The organism is Pseudoduganella sp. LjRoot289, assembly GCF_964252925.1.
Classification (GTDB): domain Bacteria; phylum Pseudomonadota; class Gammaproteobacteria; order Burkholderiales; family Burkholderiaceae_D; genus Rugamonas.
The window spans coordinates 6238191-6261421 of sequence record NZ_CAXUPN020000001.1 but is presented as its reverse complement, the minus strand read 5'-3'; the positions used below and the strand labels follow the sequence as shown (position 1 = coordinate 6261421).

General features: G+C 64.8%; 19 protein-coding genes and 1 tRNA gene. 9 read left to right on the top strand and 11 right to left on the bottom strand.

What is annotated here, in order from left to right:
- Positions 1-47: 47 nt before the first annotated feature.
- Complete coding sequence (locus ACSQ8Y_RS26960) at positions 48-2024, top strand: cation:proton antiporter domain-containing protein (RefSeq protein WP_436269452.1); 1977 nt, start codon at positions 48-50, stop codon at positions 2022-2024.
- A gap of 133 nt (positions 2025-2157) precedes the next feature.
- Here ACSQ8Y_RS26960 and ACSQ8Y_RS26955 read toward each other — a convergent pair whose 3' ends face one another.
- From ACSQ8Y_RS26955 to ACSQ8Y_RS26945, 3 genes are all read right to left on the bottom strand, one after another.
- Positions 2158-3297 (bottom strand): DUF484 family protein, encoded by a 1140-nt coding sequence (locus tag ACSQ8Y_RS26955; protein ID WP_436269451.1) that lies wholly within the window; start codon positions 3295-3297, stop codon positions 2158-2160.
- A gap of 14 nt (positions 3298-3311) precedes the next feature.
- A complete protein-coding gene (locus ACSQ8Y_RS26950) occupies positions 3312-4163 on the bottom strand; it encodes an MOSC domain-containing protein (RefSeq protein ID WP_436269450.1) in 852 nt (283 codons plus the stop codon).
- A gap of 170 nt (positions 4164-4333) precedes the next feature.
- Positions 4334-6403, bottom strand: a complete 2070-nt coding sequence (locus ACSQ8Y_RS26945; RefSeq protein WP_436269449.1) for an NYN domain-containing protein — start codon at positions 6401-6403, stop codon at positions 4334-4336.
- Positions 6404-6535: 132 nt separating this feature from the next.
- Here ACSQ8Y_RS26945 and ACSQ8Y_RS26940 point away from each other — a divergent pair, with 132 nt between their 5' ends.
- Positions 6536-7024, top strand: a complete 489-nt coding sequence (locus ACSQ8Y_RS26940) for a nuclear transport factor 2 family protein (RefSeq protein WP_436269448.1) — start codon at positions 6536-6538, stop codon at positions 7022-7024.
- Between the two features lie 187 nt (positions 7025-7211).
- On the opposite strand, the gene ychF is transcribed toward ACSQ8Y_RS26940, so the two are convergent.
- A complete protein-coding gene (ychF, locus tag ACSQ8Y_RS26935; RefSeq protein WP_436269447.1) occupies positions 7212-8303 on the bottom strand; it encodes a redox-regulated ATPase YchF in 1092 nt (363 codons plus the stop codon).
- Between the two features lie 90 nt (positions 8304-8393).
- Between ychF and ACSQ8Y_RS26930 the strand changes: the two genes are divergently transcribed.
- From ACSQ8Y_RS26930 to ACSQ8Y_RS26920, 3 genes are all read left to right on the top strand, one after another.
- Complete coding sequence (locus ACSQ8Y_RS26930) at positions 8394-8825, top strand: acyl-CoA thioesterase (protein WP_436269919.1); 432 nt, start codon at positions 8394-8396, stop codon at positions 8823-8825.
- 92 nt (positions 8826-8917) lie between these two features.
- On the top strand, positions 8918-9955 hold the full coding sequence (locus ACSQ8Y_RS26925) for a hypothetical protein (protein WP_436269446.1): 1038 nt from the start codon (positions 8918-8920) through the stop codon (positions 9953-9955).
- Between the two features lie 2 nt (positions 9956-9957).
- Positions 9958-11139 (top strand): acyltransferase family protein, encoded by a 1182-nt coding sequence (locus tag ACSQ8Y_RS26920; RefSeq protein ID WP_436269445.1) that lies wholly within the window; start codon positions 9958-9960, stop codon positions 11137-11139.
- A 42-nt stretch (positions 11140-11181) separates the two neighbouring features.
- On the opposite strand, the gene ACSQ8Y_RS26915 is transcribed toward ACSQ8Y_RS26920, so the two are convergent.
- Together ACSQ8Y_RS26915 and ACSQ8Y_RS26910 are read right to left on the bottom strand one after the other, a co-directional pair.
- Positions 11182-12501, bottom strand: a complete 1320-nt coding sequence (locus ACSQ8Y_RS26915) for an amidohydrolase (RefSeq protein ID WP_436269444.1) — start codon at positions 12499-12501, stop codon at positions 11182-11184.
- 141 nt (positions 12502-12642) lie between these two features.
- On the bottom strand, positions 12643-13101 hold the full coding sequence (locus tag ACSQ8Y_RS26910; protein ID WP_436269443.1) for a DUF3224 domain-containing protein: 459 nt from the start codon (positions 13099-13101) through the stop codon (positions 12643-12645).
- A gap of 113 nt (positions 13102-13214) precedes the next feature.
- Between ACSQ8Y_RS26910 and ACSQ8Y_RS26905 the strand changes: the two genes are divergently transcribed.
- From ACSQ8Y_RS26905 to ACSQ8Y_RS26890, 4 genes are all read left to right on the top strand, one after another.
- Positions 13215-14024 carry an AraC family transcriptional regulator gene (locus ACSQ8Y_RS26905; RefSeq protein WP_436269442.1) on the top strand — a complete coding sequence of 270 codons (810 nt, stop codon included), beginning with the start codon at positions 13215-13217 and terminating at the stop codon, positions 14022-14024.
- A gap of 250 nt (positions 14025-14274) precedes the next feature.
- Complete coding sequence (locus ACSQ8Y_RS26900) at positions 14275-15003, top strand: NF038120 family PEP-CTERM protein (RefSeq protein WP_436269441.1); 729 nt, start codon at positions 14275-14277, stop codon at positions 15001-15003.
- A 61-nt stretch (positions 15004-15064) separates the two neighbouring features.
- A complete protein-coding gene (locus tag ACSQ8Y_RS26895) occupies positions 15065-18214 on the top strand; it encodes a S8 family serine peptidase (protein ID WP_436269440.1) in 3150 nt (1049 codons plus the stop codon).
- Positions 18215-18366: 152 nt separating this feature from the next.
- Positions 18367-19650, top strand: a complete 1284-nt coding sequence (locus ACSQ8Y_RS26890) for an HD-GYP domain-containing protein (RefSeq protein WP_436269439.1) — start codon at positions 18367-18369, stop codon at positions 19648-19650.
- A 13-nt stretch (positions 19651-19663) separates the two neighbouring features.
- Here ACSQ8Y_RS26890 and pth read toward each other — a convergent pair whose 3' ends face one another.
- The 5 genes from pth to ispE all read right to left on the bottom strand — a co-directional run bounded on the left by pth (position 19664) and on the right by ispE (position 23224).
- Entirely contained in the window at positions 19664-20245 is a 582-nt protein-coding gene (gene pth, locus ACSQ8Y_RS26885) for an aminoacyl-tRNA hydrolase (protein WP_436269438.1), read from the bottom strand.
- Between the two features lie 72 nt (positions 20246-20317).
- A complete protein-coding gene (locus ACSQ8Y_RS26880) occupies positions 20318-20953 on the bottom strand; it encodes a 50S ribosomal protein L25/general stress protein Ctc (RefSeq protein ID WP_436269437.1) in 636 nt (211 codons plus the stop codon).
- A 148-nt stretch (positions 20954-21101) separates the two neighbouring features.
- A complete protein-coding gene (locus ACSQ8Y_RS26875) occupies positions 21102-22052 on the bottom strand; it encodes a ribose-phosphate pyrophosphokinase (protein ID WP_436269436.1) in 951 nt (316 codons plus the stop codon).
- A gap of 144 nt (positions 22053-22196) precedes the next feature.
- Positions 22197-22273, bottom strand: a tRNA-Gln gene (locus ACSQ8Y_RS26870).
- A 75-nt stretch (positions 22274-22348) separates the two neighbouring features.
- Positions 22349-23224, bottom strand: coding sequence for a 4-(cytidine 5'-diphospho)-2-C-methyl-D-erythritol kinase (gene ispE / locus ACSQ8Y_RS26865; protein ID WP_436269918.1), 876 nt, complete (start codon positions 23222-23224; stop codon positions 22349-22351).
- Between the last annotated feature and the right edge of the window lie 7 nt (positions 23225-23231).

The following is a 23231-nucleotide window of genomic DNA, read 5'->3' as shown; positions in this document are numbered from 1 at the left end:
CCAGTCCTAACAAACAACGGGACAAGCGCCTTACCTGGATACGCCGCATGTTTTCACCGCTGGAACTGACCCTCTTGCTGCTAGGCAGCGCCGTGCTGGGCGTGGTCGCGTTCAGGATGATGCATTTACCGCCGATGCTGGGCTATCTGACGGTCGGCATCCTGATCGGGCCGCACGCGCTGGGGCTGGCCGAACAGAGCGAGGCCGGCCATATCCTGGCCGAATTCGGCGTGGTGTTCCTGATGTTCTCGATCGGCCTGGAATTTTCGCTGCCCAAGCTGATGGCCATGCGCGGCATCGTGTTCGGGCTGGGCATGGCGCAGGTGACGGCCACCATTGGCGCCACCATGGGGCTGGGCTGGCTGCTGGCCTACCAGCTGCCGGGCATCCACATCAGCTGGCAGGCCTCGTTCGCGCTGGGCGGCGCGCTGGCCATGTCGTCCACCGCCATCGTCGTGAAAATGCTCACCGAGCGGCTGGAGCTGGAAAGCGAGCATGGCCGCAAGATCATGGGCATCCTGCTGTTCCAGGATCTGGCCGTGGTGCCGCTGCTGATCCTGATCCCCTCGCTGGCGAAAAACCCGGACGACCTGCTGCAAACGCTGGCCTGGGCCGGCGGCAAGGCCGTCATCGTGCTGCTGCTGCTGCTGTTCGTCGGCCAGAAGCTGGTGCGCGGCTGGTTCGCCATCGTCGTCAAGCGGCGCTCGCAGGAATTGTTCATGCTGAACCTGCTGCTGATCACCCTGGGCGCGGCCTGGATCACGGAAAAGGCCGGGCTGTCGATGGCGCTGGGCGCCTTCGTGGCCGGCATGCTGATCTCGGAAACCGAATACAAGCACCAGGTGGAGGAGGACATCAAGCCCTTCCGCGACGTGCTGCTGGGCCTGTTCTTCATCAATGTCGGCATGCTGCTCAACCTGGGACTGGTGGCGCAGAACTGGTGGCTGGTGCTGGTGCTGCTGGCCGGCCCGGTGCTGCTCAAGTTCGCGCTGATCGCCGGGCTGGCCAAGCTGTTCGGCTCCTCGGACGGGGTGTCGATGCGCACCGGCCTGGCGCTGGCGCAGGCCGGCGAATTCGGCTTCGTGCTGCTCAACCTGGCCGGCGGCGTGGCGCTGATGGATCCCTTCATCATCCAGGTGGTGCTGGCGTCTATGGTGCTGTCGATGCTGCTGGCGCCCTTCATCATCGACAATTCCGACCAGCTGGTGATGAAGGTGTCGAGCAATGAATGGATGATGCAGTCGCTGGCGCTGACCAAGATCGCCACGCGCACCATGTCGACGCAAAAGCACGTCATCGTGGCCGGGTTCGGCCGCAGCGGGCAAAGCCTGGCCACCCTGCTCAGCGAGGAGGACATCGCCTACCACGCGCTCGACCTCGACCCGCAGCGGGTGCAGGAAGCGCAGACGGCAGGCGCCAACGTGTCCTACGGCGACGCCGGGCGGCGCGAAAGCCTGATCGCGGCCGGCATCTACCGCGCCAGCGCGGTGGTGATCACCTACGCCAGCACGCCCTCGGCGCTGCGGGTGCTGCACCTGGTGCATGAACTGGCGCCGGCGCTGCCGGTCATCGTGCGCAGCCACGACGACACCGACCTGGACCGCCTGAAGGCGGCCGGCGCGGCCGAGGTGGTGCCGGAACTGATGGAAGGCAGCCTGATGCTCGCCTCGCACGCGCTGGTGATGCTGGGCGTGCCGCTGCGGCGCGTGGTGCACCGGGTGCAGGCCGCGCGCGAGGCGCGTTACGCCTCCCTGCGCGGCTGGTTCCACGGTTCCAGCGACGCCGGCGAGGACGACGACATGCTGCGCCTGCATTCGGTGACGGTGGGCGAAGACGCCAGCTGCGTCGGCAAAGCCCTGGGCGAGGTGGACGTGGCCAGCGCCGGCGCCGAAGTGGCCGCTATCCGGCGCGGCAAGGGCCGCGTGGAAGCGACCCCCGGCACGGTGCTCGAAGCGGGCGACGTGGTGGTGCTGCGCGGCGCCGCCGACGCGGTGGCCCGCGCCGAAAGCCAGTTGCTGGCGTAAAGCCGCAGGGCGGGTTAGCCGGGGGCGCCGAGCCGGGGGCGCCGAGCCGCGTCGCGGCTTAATCCTCCGAAGCCGCCGAAGCCGCAGGCGCGGCAGGCGTGGCGGCTTACGCGGGCCAAGCCCGCTACCCGCCCTACCCTGGGCGGTAGCTGACGACGCGGTTGCGGCCGCTGTCCTTGGCCTGGTAGAGGGCCGAGTCGGCCTGGGCGATCAGTTCCATCGCCGAGGCTTCCGGCGCCATCTCGCTGTCCGAGCGGTCCAGGCAGGCCACGCCGATCGAGGCGGTGATCGAGACCCGCACGCTGGGCGACACGTCTATCATGCTGGCGGCGATGCCGGCGCGGATGCGCTCGGCCACGAAGGCGGCGCTGTCCAGGTCAGCATTGATCAGCAGCACCACGAACTCCTCGCCGCCGAAGCGCGCCAGCGCGTCCGACAGCCGCAGCTCGGCCTTGATGCGCTGCGCCACCTCGCGCAGCACTTCGTCGCCGCCCTGGTGGCCCACCGTGTCGTTGACGCGCTTGAAGTGGTCGATGTCGATGTACATGAAGGAAATGTCGTAGGCCTGGCGCCGTGCGCGCGAAATCTCTTCCAGCAGCCGCCGGTCCATATAGCGCCGGTTGTAGACGCCGGTCAGCGAATCGGTCAGGCCGATGTATTTCAGCATCTCGTTGGAAATCACGTTTTCCAGGCAGATCGCGATGATGGACGCCATGTGCTCGATGAAGTCCGTGCCCAGGCTGGGCGTGAAGCGGGTCGGGTCGACGCTGCCCAGGTTCAGGCTGCCGATGATGCGTTTGTTGCGCAGCAGGGGCACCAGGGCCACGCTCTGCAGGCCGTCCGGCGGCCGCGGGAAGACATGGCCGTGCCTGGCGCCGTCGTACATGCCCAGCAGCGGCTTGGGCGCGGGCGAATAGGCGTTGCGGCGGCCCAGGTCGAAGCCCAGCCCGTCCACTTCATCGACGAACAGCAGGTCCGGGAAATCGGTGAAGATCACGCCCAGCTTGCCCATCACGGTATGGATGTCGCCGCCCTCGTCGAGCAGGGTCAGCGTGACCGCCTCGAGTTCCGAAATGATGGGCAGCGTGCGGAAGATGGTGCCCACCAGTTCGGGGAAGGTGGACGCGCCGACGATCTCCAGGTCGAAAGCCTGGTGGCGCATCATGATGTTGTGGTTGCGCTCGGCCTGATCCAGCAGGTAGGCCATGCGCGTGCGCAAGGCCTTGTTTTCCTCCGCCAGGTTGGCGGTTTCGGGCTTTTTGGTATGCATCATGATGGATCCGAGGCTCAAAAAGCCAGTGTGACGTCGACTTCCTGTCCAACGCGCAATTCCTGGCCGTCGCCTTCGGTCAGGATGCTGTTCATGCCGAAACACAGCGCGCCCTCGACTTCGGGTTTGGCGCGGTAGCTCTGCATGATGTCGAGCGGGTCGGGGCCGAATTCGCCGGTGGCCTGGTCGATCGACGGCATCGGGCAGCGCGGGCAGGGTTTGACGGGCTTGAGCACGGCCGCGCCGATGCGGAAGTGTTCGGCGTAGTCTTCCTCGAACGCTTCGATGCCGTCGATGACGAGGTTGGGACGGAAGCGGTTCATCGGCAAGGCCTGGCGGCCGGCTTGCACCAGCTTGCCGTTCAGGTCGGCCAGCGAGGCGCTGCCCGCGACCAGCACCGGGTAGCCGTCGGAGAACAAGGTGGTGGCGGCGATGCCCTGGGTCCATTTCTGCGACACGGCGCGGCTGGCGTTGGCGTGGAAGCGCGCCAGGCGGCACGGGTGGCCCAGGAAGTTGCTGAACCAGGCGGCAGTGGTGGCGTCGCAGTCGTAGGCCAGCACCTGGTCGTCCCATACTTGCACCGTCAGCGTAGGGGCCAGTTCAGGATCGGGCAGGCCGAGTTCGATTTCCAGGCGCAACATGCCCGGGGCGCGCAGTTCCAGGGTGTCGGCTTTCAGGCGCGGCGTGATCAGGGCCATGCGCGGATGTTCGCGCTGGGTCATGGCAATGCCAGCCTGGTCCACCACCATCCATTCGCGGTCGTAGATCTGCTCCTTCATCAGCCCGGCGGGCGTGAGGGTGGCCGAGCGCAACGGCATGCCGGCGCACGATTTGATCGGATAGAGGTTGATTTCGGAGAGGATAGCCATGCGCGCCGCCAAAAGGCAACGCGACAGCCGCTGCCAAAATGTTATTCAAGTTGGCAGTATGGCAGCAAAGCGCTCGGCAGTAAATCGGCGCTGAGCGCAGCATTGCCTGATTGGCAATGCCGCTTGCCTCCGCATCGGTAAAGCACCGATGCGGAACGGCAAGCAATGGCTTAAGCGGCCTTGCGCGGGCGGCGCGCGGCCGGCTTGCGGGCTGGCTGCTCGCCGCCTTCCGCGTCGCTGCCGACGACAACCGGCTTGGCGGCCTTGGCGCGGGCGGCAGCCGCACGGCCTGGCTTGGCAGGCTTGTCAGCCGCATCCTCCGCCGCGGCCGGCGCTTCGGTCGCAGCGGCCGCTTCCGCAGCGGCGGCCGTGATACGCGACTCGCCGGCCTTGGCACGGCCCTTGGCGGCAGCGCGGGTGCGGCTCTTGGCGGCCGGCTTGGCCGCCTGATCCGCTGGCTCCGCTGCATCCGATTTGGCGGCTTGATCCGCTACGGCGCTGTGCGCTACCGGCGCAGCGACTGCGTCGGCAGTGTGCACCGTCTCTGCCTGGCGGCTGGCCGGCTGGCGATTGCCTGGCTGGCGGCTGCCTGGACGCCCGCCTGCGCGGCCGGCCGGCTGTACCGCCGGCTGCGCCGCAGCGTGGCCGGATGGCTGGCCGGCATGCTCGGCTGCCTGCGCGGCGGAGGGAAGGTCTGCCTGGACCGCTGCAGGAAGCACCACCTGGGCCGCTTGCTGCGCAGCCTGCTGGGCCGGATACTGTCCGCCGGACGGCGTGCCTGGCTGAACGATGGCTTGCGTCGAGGATTGCGGCGCCGGCTGGCCCGGTTTGCCGCGCTGGCCGCCGCCCTGGGCAGGCTTGCCCCGGCCCTTGCCCTTGGCCCAGACCTCGCCCGAGGCGGTCGCCTGCACGGCTTTCTGCTTCGCCTTGGCCTGGCGGGCCGGCATCTTCGCCGAGCTGCGCTTGGGCTGGCCATCACGGCCGATCTGGCGCTGGTTGCCGCCGGCGGCGTTGGCGATCGCTGCCGCTGCGGCGTCCAGCGCGCGCTCTTCCTCGTCCAGGTCGTCCTGCTCGCTGCTGCTGAGCGCGTGGACGTCCTGCTCGCCGTCCTGCCCGGCGTTTTGCTCGGCGTTTTGCTCCGCATCCTGCTCGGCGGCCTGCGGCTGGCGCGCATACGCCGCGTCATCGGCCGCATGCACGGCTTCCGCTTCGGCGTAGGCGTTCTCGTCCTGCGCCAGCTGCAGCTCGGCGGACACTTCCTCGGAGACCGGCTCGCTGGCCGCGTGGCGGTCTGCGCCGCGGTTGCGGCCACGGCCGCGGCCGCGCCGGCCTTCATGGCGGCCGCCCTCGGCGCCCTCGTGCTGGGCCGGCGCGGACGCGTTGCCCACCCCTTCGCCGGCGCCCTGCTCGCCTGGCACGCCGCTGCTGCGGTATACATAGGCGCCGGATTTCTCGTCACGGCCGAATTCCAGCAGGCCGCGCGCCTTGGCTTCCTCCAGCAGGTTGCCGAAAGTGCGGAAACCATAATAGGACTCGCTGAAGTCCGGCTTGCGGCGCTTGATCGCTTCTTTCAGCACCGAGGCCCAGATCTTGCCGGAATCGCCACGTTCGGACACCAGCGCGTCGAAGGTCTCGACCGCCATGTCGACCGCTTCGCGGCGGCGCTTGTCCATTTCCTCACGGCGGCCTTTTTCCTCTTCCGGCGTGCGCTTGACGACAGGCTGGCCTTCACGCGTGTCGCGCTTGGCGGCGGCGCGGCGGATTTCGCGCACCAGGTCGTCGTAGAAGATGAACTCGTCGCAGTTGGCCACCAGCAAATCGGAAGTCGACTGCTTGACGCCCACGCCGATCACTTTCTTGTTGTTCTCGCGCAGCTTGGAGACCAGCGGCGAGAAGTCCGAGTCGCCGGAAATGATGACGAAAGTGTTAACGTGGGACTTGGTGTAGCACAAATCCAGCGCATCCACGACCATGCGGATATCGGCCGAATTCTTGCCCGACTGGCGCACGTGCGGTATTTCGATCAGCTCGAAATTGGCTTCATGCATGGGCGCTTTGAAACCCTTGTAGCGGTCCCAGTCGCAATACGCTTTTTTGACCACGATGCTGCCTTTGAGCAATAAGCGCTCCAGCACGGGCTTGATGTCGAATTTTTCGTAATTGGCGTCGCGCACGCCCAGGGCGACGTTTTCGAAGTCGCAGAACAGCGCCATGCTGACGTTATCGTTGGATGAAGCCATGAGATGAGATTTTCTGTGGTGAAGAGAAGCTAAGGGGCCGGTGACCGGCGAACGTGTCGGTGATTATACAGCCAGCCCCGCCTGCCGCCCGCCCCGGTGTATGCTCGGCCTGTTATTTTTCTTGGAGCCGCCATGAAGCAATTGCTCGCCGCCCTCGCCTTTCTCCTGACGAGCGGTATCACCGCCGCCCAACCCGGCAATACCGAAGCTGAGCTGCGCCGGCAGGCCGATGCCTTCGTCGACCAGTGGCATAAGGATGCCGCCAACGCCGACCCGGCCTATTTCGACAAAATGGCAGTCCGGGGCGTTTATATCGGCACGGATAAAAGCGAAATATGGACGCGCGATCAATTCAAGACCTGGGCCCAGCCGTTTTTCGACCGAAAAAAAGCGTGGGCTTTCACCGCCATTAAACGCAATGTGTATTTCTCGGCCGATAAGGAATATATCTGGTTCGACGAACAGTTGAATACGCCAATGGGAATTTGTCAGGCCAGCGGCGTAATACACCGCACCGGCCGGGGATTCGAAATCGAACACTACCAGCTGTCGCTGGCAGTACCCAACCCATTGATGGACCAGTTTACCAAGGCAGTGAAGGAATTCGAGGCCAGGCAGTAAAACCCAGGCCGGCGTACCATTTTACGGGTTTGTACGGGCTATTTATGCCAAGTTTTAGCGCGATCGCGCCAGAAAGCAGTGCGGACTGCGTGGTTTCACGGCGATGGGCCAACGGACAGTACCGGCAAAAAAAAAGCCGCGATCGCTCGCGGCTTTCCAATTCAGCGGCCGAAGCCGCTTGAGGTATTTAAACGTTGAACAGGAAGTTCAATACGTCGCCGTCCTTGACGACATATTCCTTGCCCTCGGCGCGCATCTTGCCCGCTTCCTTGGCGCCCGCTTCGCCCTTGAGCGCCACGAAGTCGTCATAGGCGATGGTCTGCGCGCGGATAAAGCCGCGTTCGAAGTCGGTGTGGATAACACCGGCCGCCTGCGGGGCGGTGTCGCCGACATGAATGGTCCAGGCGCGCACTTCTTTTACGCCGGCGGTAAAGTAGGTCTGCAGACCCAGCAGTTTATATGCGGCACGGATCAAACGGTCCAGGCCAGGTTCTTCCATACCCATGTCGGACAGGAATTCGGTTTTATCGGCGTCGTCCAGATCGGCGATTTCCGCTTCGATCGCCGCGCAAATGGCGACGATGGGCGCATTCTGTTTTTTCGCGTATTCGGTCAATTGATCGAGCAGCGGATTATTGGTGAAACCGGTATCGGACACGTTGGCCACATACATGGCCGGCTTGGCGGTGATCAGACACAGCGATTTAATGATCGCCATTTGATCGGCATCCAGGCCCATGGCGCGCACCGGCTTGGCTTCATTCAGTTGCGGAATAATTACTTCCAGCAGCGCCACCAGTTTCGCCGCGTCCTTGTCGCCGGAGCGCGCTTTCTTGTTTTCGCGGTGCAGCGCTTTTTCAGCGGTGCCCAAATCGGCCAAAGCCAATTCGGTTTGAATCACTTCGATATCGTCCAGCGGACTGACTTTGCCGGACACGTGGATCACGTTGTCGTCTTCAAAGCAGCGCACCACGTTGACAATGGCGTCGGTTTCGCGGATGTGCGACAGGAACTGGTTGCCCAGGCCTTCGCCCTGCGAGGCGCCAGCCACCAGGCCGGCGATGTCCACGAACTCGACGATGGCGTTGACCATGCGCTCCGGTTTGACGATGGCGGCCAGGGCTGCCATGCGCGGATCCGGCACCTCCACCACGCCGACGTTCGGCTCGATGGTGCAGAACGGGTAGTTCTCTGCCGGGATGCCGGCCTTGGTCAGTGCATTGAAAAGGGTGGACTTGCCGACGTTAGGCAGGCCGACGATGCCGCATTGGAGACTCATGGAAAACCTTTAATGATGGTATTGTTTTGCTGCGCCGATTGCCCGCGCGTAAGGAGCAATTGTACCCCAGAACCAGGAGCTTCCATGACGATGCGCGATGCCACACGGTCGCAGTTCCCCCATTTTCTGTCCATACCCACACGCTGGATGGACAACGATGTGTATGGCCATGTGAACAACGTTGTCTACTATTCATATTTCGACACCGCCGTAAACGAGTTCCTGATCGCGCGCGGCGTGCTCGACATCCACCGGGGCGAGGTGGTCGGTTTCGTGGTCGACAGCGGCTGCGCCTACTTCAGTTCGATCTCCTTCCCGGACGTGGTCCACGCCGGCATCCGGGTGGCCAAACTGGGCAACGCCAGCGTGCGCTACGAGATCGCGCTGTTCCGCAACGCCGACGAGCAAGCCTGCGCGGCCGGGCATTTCGTCCACGTCTATGTCGAACGCGCCACGAACCGCTCCGTTCCTATCCCGCCCGCCGTGCGCGCGGTGCTTGCAACGGTAGCCGTGCATCAATAGGACAACACCTGCGCAAAGCTTTATTGGACTTATTGCCGGGTGGCACTATCATGCAGTCAGTGCAGCTCAACCCTTCCCGCTGGAGTCCCCCCATGCAAGCAAGCGCCCAGACGGCCCCGATTTATATGCGCAGCGCGCGCTTCGACCGCCTGTTCGTGCTGGGCATTCCCCTGCTTGCGCTGGCGGCGGGGGCGCTGGCATTCGGCTTGCCGGAGTACTTTTTCCTGATACTGACGCTGGACCTTGCTCTGCTGGGCTATCACCACGTCATTTCGACCTACACGCGGCTGCTGTTCGACCTGAAGTCGGCGCGCCAGCACTGGGCCTTGCTGCTGCCATTGCCGCTGGCGGTGTTCGCCGGCGTCTACCTGCTGATAGGCTGGGGCGGCGTGGCCGCCGTCGCCACCCTGTATATGCACTGGCAGTGGTATCACTACACGCGGCAAAGCGAAGGGATCAACAAGGCATACGGCATGAAGACGCGCAGCGTCCAGGCCGGCAACCCCGCGTTCAACCGCGCCACCTTCTACCTGGTGCCGGCCGCCGCGTTCCTCATGATGAGCGCGCGGCCGGAAGCCACCTTCCTGTCGATGACGGTATGGAAACTGCCGGTGCCCGCATGGGCGGCCCAGGCCGCGATGGCGGCGGCGGGCGCCAGCCTGGCGTGGTGGCTGGCGGCCCAGGTGCGCGCCTTGCGCGCCGGTACCTTGGGCCTGCTGCATTTCGCCTACCTGTGCTCGCACTATGTGATCTACCTGGTGTCTTATGTCGCCATCCGCGACATCACGACCGGCTGGCTGGTCATCAACGTCTGGCATAACGCGCAGTACATCGCCTTTGTATGGCTGTTCAACTCCAACCAGTTCAAGGGCGGCGTCAACCGGCAGCAACTGGCACTGTCCTGGCTCAGCCAGGAGGGCCGCTGGCCCGTTTACCTGCTGGCTTGCCTGGCACTGACAGGCGTGGTGTACATGTCGATCGACGCGGCCAATGCCTGGTTTGAAAACTACACGCTGGTGCCCTTGGTCGTCATCGTCTACCAGAGCATCAATTTCCACCACTACATCGTCGACGCCATCATCTGGAAGCTGCGCAAGCGGGAAGTCCAGAGCGCCTTGAAGATAGGCTAGCCATGCCCGCAGCCGCGCACACCGGCCTGGCCGGCCCGCCGGGACGCTATCCTGTCCTCGATGCGCTGCGCGCCGTGGCGATCCTGCTGGTGCTGGCGCGCCATTGGGCGGTCGCTGCGCAAAACACCTTCGGCACCGTGCCCGGCGGCCCGCTGGCGCTGCTGTCGGCCAACGGCTGGATCGGTGTCGACCTGTTTTTCGTGCTGAGCGGCTTTCTGATCGGCAGCCATTTCGCGGGACCGCAAGCGACGCCCCGGGGCCGCTCCGCCGTGCTGGAATTCTACCGGCGCCGGGCATTCCGTACGCTGCCGCTGTACTGGGGCGTCATCCTCTTGTGCTGGCTGAGCGCGCCATGGAATCCCGGCGCGGAATTCACGCGCCTGGCGTTCGCCACCCACCTGCTTTTCCTGCAGGACTACCTGGGCTCGGATGTCATGGTTACGCTCTGGTCGCTCGCGGTCGAAGAAAAATTCTACCTCGCCGCCCCGGCGCTGCTGTTCCTGCTGATGCGGGCGGGCAGGCGCGCCGCCTGCGTTCTGCTGGCCATGGCCATGGGCTTGCTATGCTGGTCCATGCTGGCCAGTGCGCGCGGCGTGCCGGCCGGCGCATACGCAAGCTTCTTCTGGTCCGTGCGGGCGCCGTTTCACCATGCGCTACTGGGCATACTGGCAGGCTTGCTGGTCGCCATCGAGCACGGCGCATCCAGCGCGCGCCGCGCACCGCGCGTGCTCTTCCTGGCGCTGGCGGCATTGCCGCTGGCGCTGCACACGGGCCGGGACTGGCTGGCGCAAGGCGACTGGCCAGCCGTCTGCCGGGTCATCATGCTGTCCTGCTGCCTGTTTGCCCTGCTGGTGCGCTGCGGCCTGGCCGTCAATTGCAGCCGGCCCGCTTTCGGTTCCACCCGGCCGCTGCGGGCCGTCGCCAAGCTGTCGTACGCCTTGTATCTGGTGCACTACCCGCTGATCGAACCTGCGGCGCAGCTATGCCAGGCCTTGCTGGGCAGCGCCGCGCAAGCGGCACCTGCGCTGGCCAGCCTGCTGTTCCTGCTCCTCTATTGCGCCATGTCCTGGACTGCCGCGTGGCTGCTGCACGTCTCGCTGGAACGGCCGTTCTTGCTGCTGCGGGACCGGCTGCACCCGCCTCGCGCGGCGCCGCCCGAGCAAGCACGCTGCGCCAAGCTCTGATGCGCCCGTGTTTTCCGCTCCGCAGCCCCGCTGCAAGGGGCGCTAGCGCCCAAGCGCGCCCAGCACCGCCAGACTCATCGCTTGCACCGCCGTCTTGATCGACGGTTCGGGTACGGGCGAGTAGAACGGCGAGTGGTTGAAGGCGAGCGGCTTGCCCCCCGGCATATCGGCCTCGGCCACCGCCTTGGCGGGGTAGACGCCGGTGAAGAAGAACATCGAAGGGATGCCGTCGTTGACGAACTCGGAGAAGTCCTCGCTGGCCGTCATGGGGGCGATGCGGCCGGCGTTGGCGCTGCCGAACGCATCCTTCAGCACCGCCTCCGTTTTCAGCACCAGCGCTTCGCTGTTGATGATGGCCATGCCGCCCTGTTTCAATTCGACGTCGGGCTCCGGCGCGCCAGCCATCGCGGACGACGCGTTCGCCACACGCCGCACGCCTTCAAGCAGCTTGGCGCGTACGGCGGGGCTGTAGGACCGGATGGTGCCGCGCAACTGCGCGCTGTCGGGGATGATGTTGCCCACCGTGCCGCCCTGGATCGCGCCTATGGTCACGACGCCGAACTCCTTCGGATCCTTTTCGCGGCTGATCACGGTCTGCACGTCCACCACGAAACGCGCCGCAATCGTGATCGGGTCTACCGCCTTGTCGGGCGCGGAGCCATGGCCGCCACGTCCCTTGAAGACGATCTCGATGCTGTCCGAGTTGGACGACACCGGGCCGATGTTGTAGCCCACTGTGCCGTGCGCGGTCGGCCAGGAATGCAGGGCGAAGGCGAAGTCGGGCTTGGGGAAGCGCTTGAAGAGGCCATCGGCCAGCATGGCCTTGGCGCCGGACACGGTTTCCTCGGCAGGCTGGGCGACGAACATCAAGGTGCCCTTCCATTGCGATTTCATCTCAACCAGGGTGCGCGCCGCGCCCAGCCAGCTGGCCATATGGATATCGTGCCCGCAACTGTGCATGACAAAGCTGTCGCGCCCGCCGACCTGTGCGTGCGCCTTGCTGGCGTAGGGCAAGCCGGTCTTCTCCTCCATCGGCAAGGCGTCCAGTTCGGTGCGTACCATGATGGTCGGTCCCGCTCCGTTCTTGTACATGGCCACCAGACCGGTCTTGCCTACCTTCTCCGTGACGTCGAATCCCAAAGCACGCATCTCGGCGGCCAGCCTGGCGGCGGTGCGCACTTCCTGGAAAGCGATTTCGGGGTTGGCATGCAGGTCCTTGTAGACCGTCTCGAGCTGCGGATACATGGCACTGACGCGGTGAGCGACCTGCGCCTTGAACGGCGCGCCGTCCTGCGCCTGCGCGGAAAGCGCCGGCAGCGACGCCGCCAGCGCCAGCGGGATGCATGCGAGTGATTTTTTCATCGTTTTCCTTATGTGATGGACCGTGATCCTGGCGCTTTGGCGACATTTGCTGGCGGCCTGGCTGTGCGTGGTCAATATATTATCTTATTCCCGGCTCAACCCGGAAAGCAGGCAGCCATGCCTAACCGCCCCCATCCCTGATTACCTGGGGGGCGCCGGCAACACATAGTCCATTTCGTAGTAGTGCTGGCGTTCGACCTGTTTTAGCGACATTTGACCGCTGATGCCTGCCAGTTCCCCGCTGCCCGAGTCGGGTACGATGCCGACCTTCAAGTCGCTCGCTCCGCCGCGCATGCTGCCTGCGTGCTGGACCACGAAGCTGCCTTTGCGTCCGGCCAGCGTGCCCGTGATGCGCTCGATGGCGACGTAGGCCGCCGAGCCTTTCGTATCCGTCCTGGCGGTCAGCATCTCTCCTTTGCCGGTGGCCTGCAGGTCGCCAAAATATTGCTTATAAAGTAACATGCGAGCCACTGCCGTGCGGCCCTCGTGGATGGGCGGTGCGGCCGGCGCGACCGTTATCTCGAACTTGCCGCCGACGCGGCCGGCTTCGGGGCCAATTGCGGGGCCGGCTTCGGGGCCGGTTTGGGCTTGCGCAGGCAAGCAAGCCAGTGCTCCGATGAACGGAAATGCAAAACGACATGATGTCATGGGTCTCTTTCGGTGAGTTTCGACGGGGGAAACCTGGCACTGTAAGCTCACCAAAGGGGAAAATATTGCAAAAATCCGACACTCCCAGAGGCGTCGTCGATCCCTTGGGCGCCGCGCGCCGCATACGGCTGGCGACCTATCCGCCCTCGGCTGCCCTGCAGCCCTTTGTCGACTATCACTGGGTGGTGGAGTGGGACATGGGTGCGCGCCCGCCGGAGCTGCAGCGGGTGCTTCCGCATCCGAACGCCCACCTGGTGTTCGACCGGGGCCGGACCGCCATCCACGGCGTGGTGCGCGGCGCCTTCGAGCGCAAGGTGGAAGGCGCCGGCCGGGTGCTGGGCATGCGCTTCAAACCGGGCGGATTGCGGCCCTTCCTGGACTATCCGCTGTCGCGGCTGACCGACCGCACCGTGCCGGTGGACGGCGTGCTCGGCATCCAGGGCGCTGCGGCGGAACAGCGTGTGCTCAGCCTGCAGGACGACCAGGCCATGGTGGCCGCCGCCGAAGCCATGCTGGGGGCCGCCCTGCCCGCGCCGGATGAACGCGCGCAACTGGCCGCCGTGGCGGTACAAGCGGCAGCGGCGGAGCACGGGCCGGTCAGCGTGGCGGCACTGTCCGAGCGGCTGGGCATGGAAGAACGCGCGCTGCAAAGACTGTTCAGCAACTACGTCGGCGTGTCGCCGAAATGGGTGATACAGCGCTTCCGCTTGCAGGAGGCCACCTGGTATCTGGCCAAACCGGGAGCGGTCGACCTGGCGGCGCTGGCCGCCCGGCTCGGCTTCTTCGACCAGGCCCACTTCACGCGCAGCTTCGGCAAGCTGGTGGGAAAGTCGCCGCTGGAATACTGGAAATCCCAGCAGCGCCAGACCGCATAGTTGCCTACTGAACAGGATTAGCATGTCGAAAATTTTTACACTTTGAGTAGTGCATTTTTCAATATTGTCGGCTTGTACCGTGCAGTTCCTGCAAATTCAAAGAGTTGCGTTTGTGGCATTGTTTTTGCATGATGAAAAGCGCTACGAAAATTGTTGCACCTTGTCACAAACGAGCAGCAACAACACAAAAACATAAGTAGTTCTGCAGAAATGTTATTCCGATCGAATCAGACATTTTTAGGGCTTCAATATGCACAAGCGTCTCCCTCTCGCCTTATTCGCCACCGCCCTCTCGTTCGCCGCGCCCAGCCAGGCGAGCACCATCACCTTCGATAATCTGGCCGCCTCGCCCTTGGCGCAGAACATGCCCCTGGTGGGCCACACCGACGAGTTCTACCAGTCCGGCTATTGGATAGACGGCCTCTCGGCCCAGCCGCTCGCGCAGGAGGGCGACCTGGTAGGCGCCATCGTCAATGGCAGCGACCTGGCCAACACCTGCTGGAGCGTCGCCTGTCCGGTGAACAACAGCAGCAGTTTCTATACTGCGCTCAACGACGGCTACCTGGCGATAGGCGCCGAGAACGGACGCAGCTTCCGGCTCGATTCCTTCGACGCCAGCTATGTCGGGGCCAGCGGCGAGATCTTCCCCGGCCTCTCCCTGGTGCTGAACATCCAGGGCAATCAGGCCGGCGGCGGCTACATGGATGCGCAGTTCTACTTGCCGGGTCCAAGCAACGGCGCCTTCAATTTCGATTCCTTTGCCACGGGCGGCCTGTTCGCCAGCACCGAATTCACCCACATCTTCATCTATGGCTACGCGTGCGACGCAACGGGCAATTGCTCCGCGTTCTCGACGGACAAGGGTCAGTTTGCGCTCGACAACATCGAGCTGACCCAGGTGCCGGAGCCGGGCAGTCTTGCCCTGATCGCTCTCGGCCTGGCCGGCATGGGCATGATGGCCCGCCGCCGTTCCGCCTGAGCTCCGCCCCTCGGGTCCGCCCGTCGGACCACACGCGCTTCCCCTATTTGAAGGATATGCAATGAAACTACATGCCCTTGCCGCGCTGCTGCTGGCCGCCTTCTCCGCCGGCGCCAGCGCCGACGACCGCCGCACCTACATCGTCATCCTCAACGGCGAGCCCGCCGCAAGCTATGCCGGCGGCGTCGCCGGCCTCAGCGCGACCCAGCCAGCGCCCGGCCGCCGTTTCAACATCAACTCGCCCGAAGCCCAAGCCTACGTCCGCTACCTGACGGCCAGGCAGCAAAACGTCGCCACGCTGGTGGGCAACGCCCCCGTCATCGCCACCTACAACACGGTGCTGAACGGCTTCGCCGCCCGCCTGACCGAGGCCGAAGTGCTGACGCTCAAAGCCAGCGGCCAGGTACTCGACATCCAGCTCGACACGCCGCGCCAGCCCACCACCATTTCGACCTCCGCCTTCCTGGGCCTGACGGCGCCGGGCGGCCTGTGGTCGCAAACCGTGGGCGCCGCGCTGAACAAGGGCGAGGACGTCATCATCGGCATCGTCGACAGCGGCATCTGGCCGGAAAACCCGGCCTTCGCGGACCGCGAACTGAACGGCGTGCCCACCCACAGCGCGGACGGCACCCAGGTCTATGGCGCCCCCACCGGCTGGAGCGGCGCCTGCGTCGACGGCACCGGCTTTACCGCCTCCACGCACTGCAACAACAAACTGATCGGCGCGCAATACTTCAACGCGGGCTTCAACGCCAGCGGCCAGACGCCGCACTGGACCGAGTTCCTCAATTCGCCGCGCGACTCGGTGGCCGGTCCGACCGGCCACGGCGGCCACGGCACGCACACCGCGTCCACCGCCGGCGGCAACGGCAACAACCCGGTGGTCATCAACGGCCTGGCGCTGGGCAAGGCCTCCGGCATGGCGCCGCGCGCCCGCATCGCCGCCTACAAGGTGTGCTGGACCTACGTCAACCCGGACGCCGACGACGGCACCGGCACCCAGAACAGCTGCTACAACTCGGACTCGGTGAAAGCCATCGAGAAGGCGGTGCAGGACGGCGTGCACGTGATTAACTATTCGATCAGCGGCAGCCAGACCAGCGTCAACGACCCGGTCGAGCAGGCCTTCCTGAAGGCGGCGCGCGCCGGCGTGTTCGTGGCCGCGTCGGCCGGCAATTCCGGCCCGTCGCAGGCGGTGGCCCACGTCAGCCCATGGCTGACCACGGTGGCCGCCTCCACCCACGACCGCCTGTTCAAGGCCGACCTGACCCTGGGCAACGGCGCGCAGTACTGGGGCGCCTCGATGAACCCGAGCCCCCTGCCTTCGGCGCCGATGATACTGTCGACGGCCGCCAAGGCCGCCACCGCCAGCAATGCCGACGCCGAGTTCTGCAAGCCCACCAGCGGCGCCGGCAACGCGCCCACGCTAGACCCGGCCAAGGCGGCCGGCAAGATCGTGGTGTGCACGCGCGGCGGCGGCATCGCCCGCGTCGATAAAAGCCAGACCGTGGCCAATGCCGGCGGCGCCGGCATGGTGCTGGCCGACAACGGCGCCGGCCTGGTGGCCGAGAGCCACGCGGTGCCCACGGTCCACGTCGACCTGGCAACCGGCGTGCTGGTCAAGACTTACGCGGCGGGGGCCGGCGCCACCGGCGCCATCGGCGCGTTCTATCTGAGCACGGCGCCGGCCCCCATCATGGCAGCCTTCTCCTCGCGCGGCCCGAACGCGGGCGACAGCAACCTGCTCAAGCCCGACCTGACCGCGCCCGGCGTGGACGTGATCGCCGCTGTGACCGCCAACCTGAGCGAGGATGAACGCGACGCCGTGGCCAACGGCACCGCCGTGCCGCCGGCCAACTTCGCCTCCTACCAGGGCACATCGATGTCCAGCCCGCACGTGGCCGGCCTGGCCGCGCTGCTGCGCCAGGCGCATCCCGCCTGGTCGCCGGCCGCCATCAAGTCGGCCCTGATGACCAGCGCCGGCACCACCCTGGACGACGGCCAGCCCGGCGCCGCGAACGGGCTGCTGCCATGGTCGCAGGGCGCGGGCCACGTGACGCCCAACCAGGCAACCGATCCCGGCCTGGTGTACGACGCGGGCGCCAGCGACTGGACCCGCTACCAGTGCAAGGTGAACCGGGCCGCCGTCGTGCCTGCCAGCGACTGCACCACCGTGGGCACCCTGGACGAAACCTACAACCTGAACCTGCCCAGCATCACCGTGGGCAACGCGCTCGGCACCACCACCGTCACGCGCCGGGTCACCAACGTCGGCGCAACGGCGGCGACCTATGAGTCCAGCATCGCGGTGCCGGGCGCGACGGCCCTGGTCACGCCGTCCAGCCTGACCCTCGATCCCGGCGAAACCAAGGCCTTCACGGTCAAGCTCACCAACGATCGCAATCCGATCAACCAGTGGGCGTTCGGATCGCTGAGCTGGACCGACCATACCCATGTGGTGAACATCCCGGTCAGCTTGCGCGCCGGCAAGTCCATCGTCGCCCCTGAGATGTTGACCGGCGACACCACCTCCGGCACCCGGCTGATCACCGTGCGCACCGGTTTCTCCGGCCGCATGACGGCCAACAAGGGCGGGCTGAAGGACGTCACCCTGTTGCCGCAAGCGTCCCTGGTGCCCGGCCAGCTGGACGAGGATGGGCTGAAGGAAGCGTGCATCGCCGGTGCCGACTTGCCGAACGTGAAGGTGCACAGCGTCACCATCCCGGCCGGCACCGTCGCGGCCCGCTTCGCGCTGCGCCAGCAGGACGTCAGCGCCGCAGGCGACGACAACGATCTGCTGCTGCTGGCGCCCGATGGCAGCCACGTCTATTCCGGCAACGGCGGTTCGGTCGAGGCGGCCCAGCTCGCCAGTCCGGCGGCCGGCGACTACCGCGTCTGCGTGGTGGCCTATGGCGGCGGCGCGACGATGTGGCACAAGCTGTCGAGCTGGATCGTCACCCGGGCCGACGTCGGCGGCAAGCTGAACGTCATGCTGCCTTCCCAGGTGTATTCGGGCGGCAGCGCCACCGTCGGCATCACCTGGTCCGGCCTGGCGCCCAACGGCCGCTACGTCGGCGGCGTGCAGTACAAGGACCCCGACGGCACGGTGCAGGCGACGACGGTGCTGCGCGTCGACACCAACGGCGGCCTGCCGGCCGCGGATCCGACGCGCGACATCAGTGCCAGCCAGATGAGTAAAAAAGGCAAATAAACACCTTGCGCCAAAAGAAGGGCGGCCAGCGTCAAGCTGGCCGCCCTTTCTTATTGCAGCTCGTATACACTTACAGGAGGACACGCCGAAATCAGCAACTACGGCCATGCAAGCGTTGGGGGGATGCCGATTTGGATGATGTGACGATTACCATGAACCAGCTGTGCGTCGGCCTGTATGTCGAACTGGATTTGAAATGGTTTGAGCATCCGTTCGCCTTCAGCCGTTTCAAGATCAAGTCCGAGGAACAGATCAGCACGCTGCGCAGCCTGGGACTGCACTCGGTGCGCTACAAGCCCGAGCTGAGCGATGTGACGCCGCCACCGGCCACCGGCAACGCGGCAGGCCCGTCCGTGGCCAGCGCGGCCGCCGCGCGCGCCGCGAGCGCCGCCGCCGCCGCCACGGAAGCGTCGCCGGCCATGCTGGCCAAGCGCGCCATGCTGGAGCGCCTGAAGCTGCACCGGGCCGACGCCGCCCGTGTCGAGGCCGCGTTCACCAATACCGCGCGGGCCATCCGCGACATCGAAAAAAACCTGTTTTCGCGTCCCGAGGAATCGTTCAAGCAAGCCATCGTGCTGGTGACGCAGATTACCGATTCCATCCTGTCGGCGCCGGAGCTGGCGATCCATGTGATGGGCGATACGGCCGGCAACGAGGAACTGTATTTCCATTCGCTCAATGTGACCACGCTGGCCATGATGATCGCGCGCGAAGTGGGGCTGCCGGCCGAGGTGGTCAATCTGCTGGGCCTGGGCGCGCTATTCCACGACATCGGCCGCAAGAACATACCCGACAAGATACTGACCAAGACCGAGCCCTACAGCACCGCCGAACAGAACCTGTACGAGATGCATGCGCAGTACGGCGCCGAGATGGCGCAGCGGATGAAGTGCGTGCCGGCGGTGGCGGCCATCATCCACGACCACCACGAGCTGTTCGACGGCAGCGGCTACCCGCGCAAGCTGAAGGGCGAAGCGATCGGCGTGCTGGCGCGCATCGTGGCGATCGCCAACTACTACGACAGCCTGTGCAACCCCTTCAACATCGCCAACGCCGTCACGCCGCACGAGGCGCTATCGATGATGTTCGCCAAGCACCGCGCCAAGTTCGACCCCAAGCTGCTGCAAATGTTCATCCGCTGCCTGGGCGTGTATCCGCCCGGCACGGTGGTGCAGCTGTCGAACGGGATGACGGGCATGGTGGCCACCGTCAACACGGCGCGGCCGATGAAACCCATGGTGGTGGTGTACGACCCGGCCGTGCCGCGCCAGGAAGCCATCATGGTGGACCTGGAGCGCGAGACCGAGCTCAATATCGTCAAGGCGCTGCGGCCGGGCCAGGTGCCGCCCGAGGCCTACGCCTACCTGAGCCCGCGCAAGCGGGTCAGCTATTACTTCGACGCCGGCAAGGCCGCTCCCGACAAGTCGGCAGCCTAGCCTGCGCGCCGGCTCACGCCGTGTGGAGCTGGGTGGTGGCGAGCGGGAACTTGCCTTCGCACACCAGGGGAATGATGTTCAGGCTTTTCTCGATGGCCTCGTCGATCAGCAGTTGCTCGTCGCGGCGCGGGCGGTGCAGCACGAAGTCGGCCACCGCCTGCTGCAGGTTCAAGGTGCGCGGATGGCCGATGCCGATGCGCAGCCGCCAGTAATCCTGTGTGCCGAGCGCGGCGGTAATGTCCTTCAGGCCGTTGTGGCCGCCGGACGAGCCGCCCTTCTTCAGCTTGGCCACGCCGGGCAGCATGTCGAGCTCGTCGTGCACCACCAGCACCTCGTCCGGATTGATCTTGTAGAAGCGCGCCAGGCCGCCGACCGACTGGCCGGAACGGTTCATATAGGTCTGCGGTTCCAGCAGCCACAGTTCATTGCCGGCGAGCGTGGTCTTGGCCATCAGCGCGTTGAAGCGGGTTTCGCGCTGCAGGCGCGCGCCCAGGCTGTTGGCCAGGTTGTCGACCAGCCAGAAGCCGGCGTTGTGGCGGGTTTGTTCGTAGTCGGGGCCGGGGTTGCCGAGGCCGACGATCAGGCGGATGGACATGGGTTCTGTTATTTTGGCTGTAAAAAAACCCCGGCCAGCGGGGTTTTTTATTCTACTGCATGGCAGTAAAGATTACTTCTTGCCTTTGGCTGCTGGCTTGGCATCGGCTGCAGGAGCGGCTGCTGCTGCGGTCGCTTCAGCGGACACGTGGCCGGCTGGTACCGACGCGGTGGCGACGGTCTGGTTCTTGCCGTGGGTAACAGCGGTCACGCCTTTTGGCAGCGCCAGGTCCGACACGTGGATCGAGTGGCCGACATCGATGTTGGCCAGGTCGACGGTGATGAATTCCGGCAGTTCGCTGGCGACGCAGGAAACGTCCAGGTCAGCGATCACGTGGCTGATCGTGGCGCCGTGCAGCTTGACTGCTGGCGATACGTCGGCGTTGATGAAGTGCAGTGCCACTTTCTTGTGCAGCTTGGTGTTTGCATCAACGCGCTGGAAGTCAGCGTGCAGCACCAGTTGCTTGAATGCGTGCATCTGGAAGTCGCGCAGCAGAACTTGCTGGCTCTTGCCGTCGATTTCCAGGTCCAGGATGGACGAGTGGAACACTTCTTTTTTCAGCGCGTGGTACAGCGCGTTGTGGTCCAGAGCGATGTTCAACGGGGCATCAGCGCCGCCGTAAACGATGCCTGGGGTTTGGCCGGAAATACGCAGGCGGCGGCTCGCACCCGTGCCCTGCAGTTCGCGTTTGAATGCAACAACTTTCATTTGAGACTCCAATAATAAACAAGGCTCGCGCCCTGTTGTGAAGAAGCGCCCCGCGACCAGGACGCTCCGGAAAAGCGAAGGCGCAACCGGTTGAAAACCGGTCGCGCCGCCGCTAAAAACAGTGTGTTATCGAAGGTTAAGCTGCTAATCAGTCGATAAACAGGGAGATCACGGAATCGCCCTTGATGATGCGTTTGAACGTCTCGGCCAGCAGCGGTGCGCAGGTCAGCTGGCGGATCTTGCCGCAAGCTTTGGCCGCGTCGGACAGCGGGATGGTGTCGGTCACCACCAGTTCGTCGAGCGAGGAGCTGGAGATGCGGTCGATCGCCGGGCCGGACAGCACGGCGTGCGTGCAGTAGGCCACTACCTTCTTGGCGCCGCGCTCTTTCAGCACTTCGGCCGCTTTCACCAGGGTGCCGGCGGTGTCCACCATGTCGTCCATGATGACGCAGTTGCGGCCTTCGACTTCGCCGATGATGTTCATCACCTCGGAGACGTTGGCTTTCGGACGGCGCTTGTCGATGATGGCCAGGTCGCAGCCCAGGCGTTTGGCCAGGGCGCGGGCGCGGACCACGCCGCCGACGTCGGGCGACACGACCAGCAGGTCCTGGTAGTCCTTTTTCTGCAGGTCGCCCAGCAGGATAGGCGAGGCGTAGATGTTGTCGACCGGGATGTTGAAGAAGCCCTGGATCTGGTCTGCGTGCAGATCCATGATCAGGACGCGCTCAACGCCGGCGCTTTCCAGCATATTGGCCACCACCTTGGCCGAGATGGCAACACGCGCGGAGCGAGGGCGGCGGTCCTGGCGGGCGTAACCGAAATAAGGGATGGCGGCAGTGATACGGCCTGCGGAGGCGCGTTTCAGTGCGTCGACCATCAGTATCAGTTCCATCAGGCTATCGTTGGTCGGTGCGCAGGTCGATTGCAGCACGAACACGTCTTTACCGCGGACGTTTTCGTTGATTTCGACCATGATTTCGCCGTCCGAGAATTTCGAGACGACTGCTTTGCCGAGAGGGATGCCGAGGTTTTTTGCGACTCCTTCAGCCAGCGCAGGATTAGCGTTGCCGGTAAAAACCATCAGGTTTTCGTAAGCCATGGGGAGTCCCAGAGAAGTAAGCGTTGATATCTTGATTGACCGCCAGATAAACCACTTACCTGGCGCTGCGTGCTTCGGCGCCGTGGGCACCTGTTTTTTATCTTGACTGGACGCTGATGCATCGACAGACTCAAGAAAAATGAGTGGCAGGGGAACAAGGATTCGAACCTTGGTATGCTGGAATCAAAATCCAGTGCCTTAACCAGCTTGGCGATTCCCCTGCTGTAACTTGCTGCTTGTCGTTACGACGGCGATTATTATACTACCGAACCAACGAAAAGCAAAATCTTTTTTCTTCACAACATTTCGCAGACCGGATGCCGCTTCAGCGCCCTGGCCTTCCAGGCAGTCCAGACACCCTGCGCTCTTTCGAGTACCGCATCGGCCTGGCCTTCATCTGCAAAGGCACAAAACACACAAGCACCGGAACCAGTCATCCTGGCATCTCCGTAAGCGCCCAGCCATTCTATCGCCTTTGCCACCGGCGGGTAAATACTGCTCGCTACTTGTTGCAAATCATTCCTGCCAAACTGCTTCAAATCTTTTCGATTTTCGTAGTGGCTGGAAAAGTCCGCTATTATGATGGGCGCCGTGTCCCTTGTCAAATGCTGGGAGCAAAATATTTCCGCCGTGGGCACGGCAACGCCCGGCTCGATCACCACATACCAGCAATCCGGCGCCTCCACCGGCTGCAGCGCCTCCCCGACGCCCTCGGCGAAGGCGGTCTGGCCGAAGATGAAAAACGGGATGTCCGCGCCCAGCGGCAGGCCCAGCGCCATCAGCTCCTCGCGCGTCAGGCCCACTTGCCACAGCTTGTTCAGCGCCATCAGCGTGGTGGCCGCGTCGGACGAACCGCCGCCCAGGCCGCCGCCCATGGGCAGGACCTTTTCCACCGTGATGTCGGCGCCGGGCAGCGCGCCGCTGCGCCGCTGCGCCTCGGCCTGCAGCAGCCTGGCCGCGCGTATCACCAGGTCTTGCTGCTCGGGCACGCCGGGGATGTCGTTGACGCGGCGCAGCCGGCCGTCCCCGCGCACGCCGATGTGCAGCAGGTCGCCCCGGTCTATGAGCTGGAAGGCGGTCTGCAGCAGGTGGTAGCCGTCCGGCCGGCGGCCGGTGACGTGCAGGAACAGGTTCAGTTTGGCCGGGGCCGGCAGGTTTTTCAGTTCGTTCATCGATTCG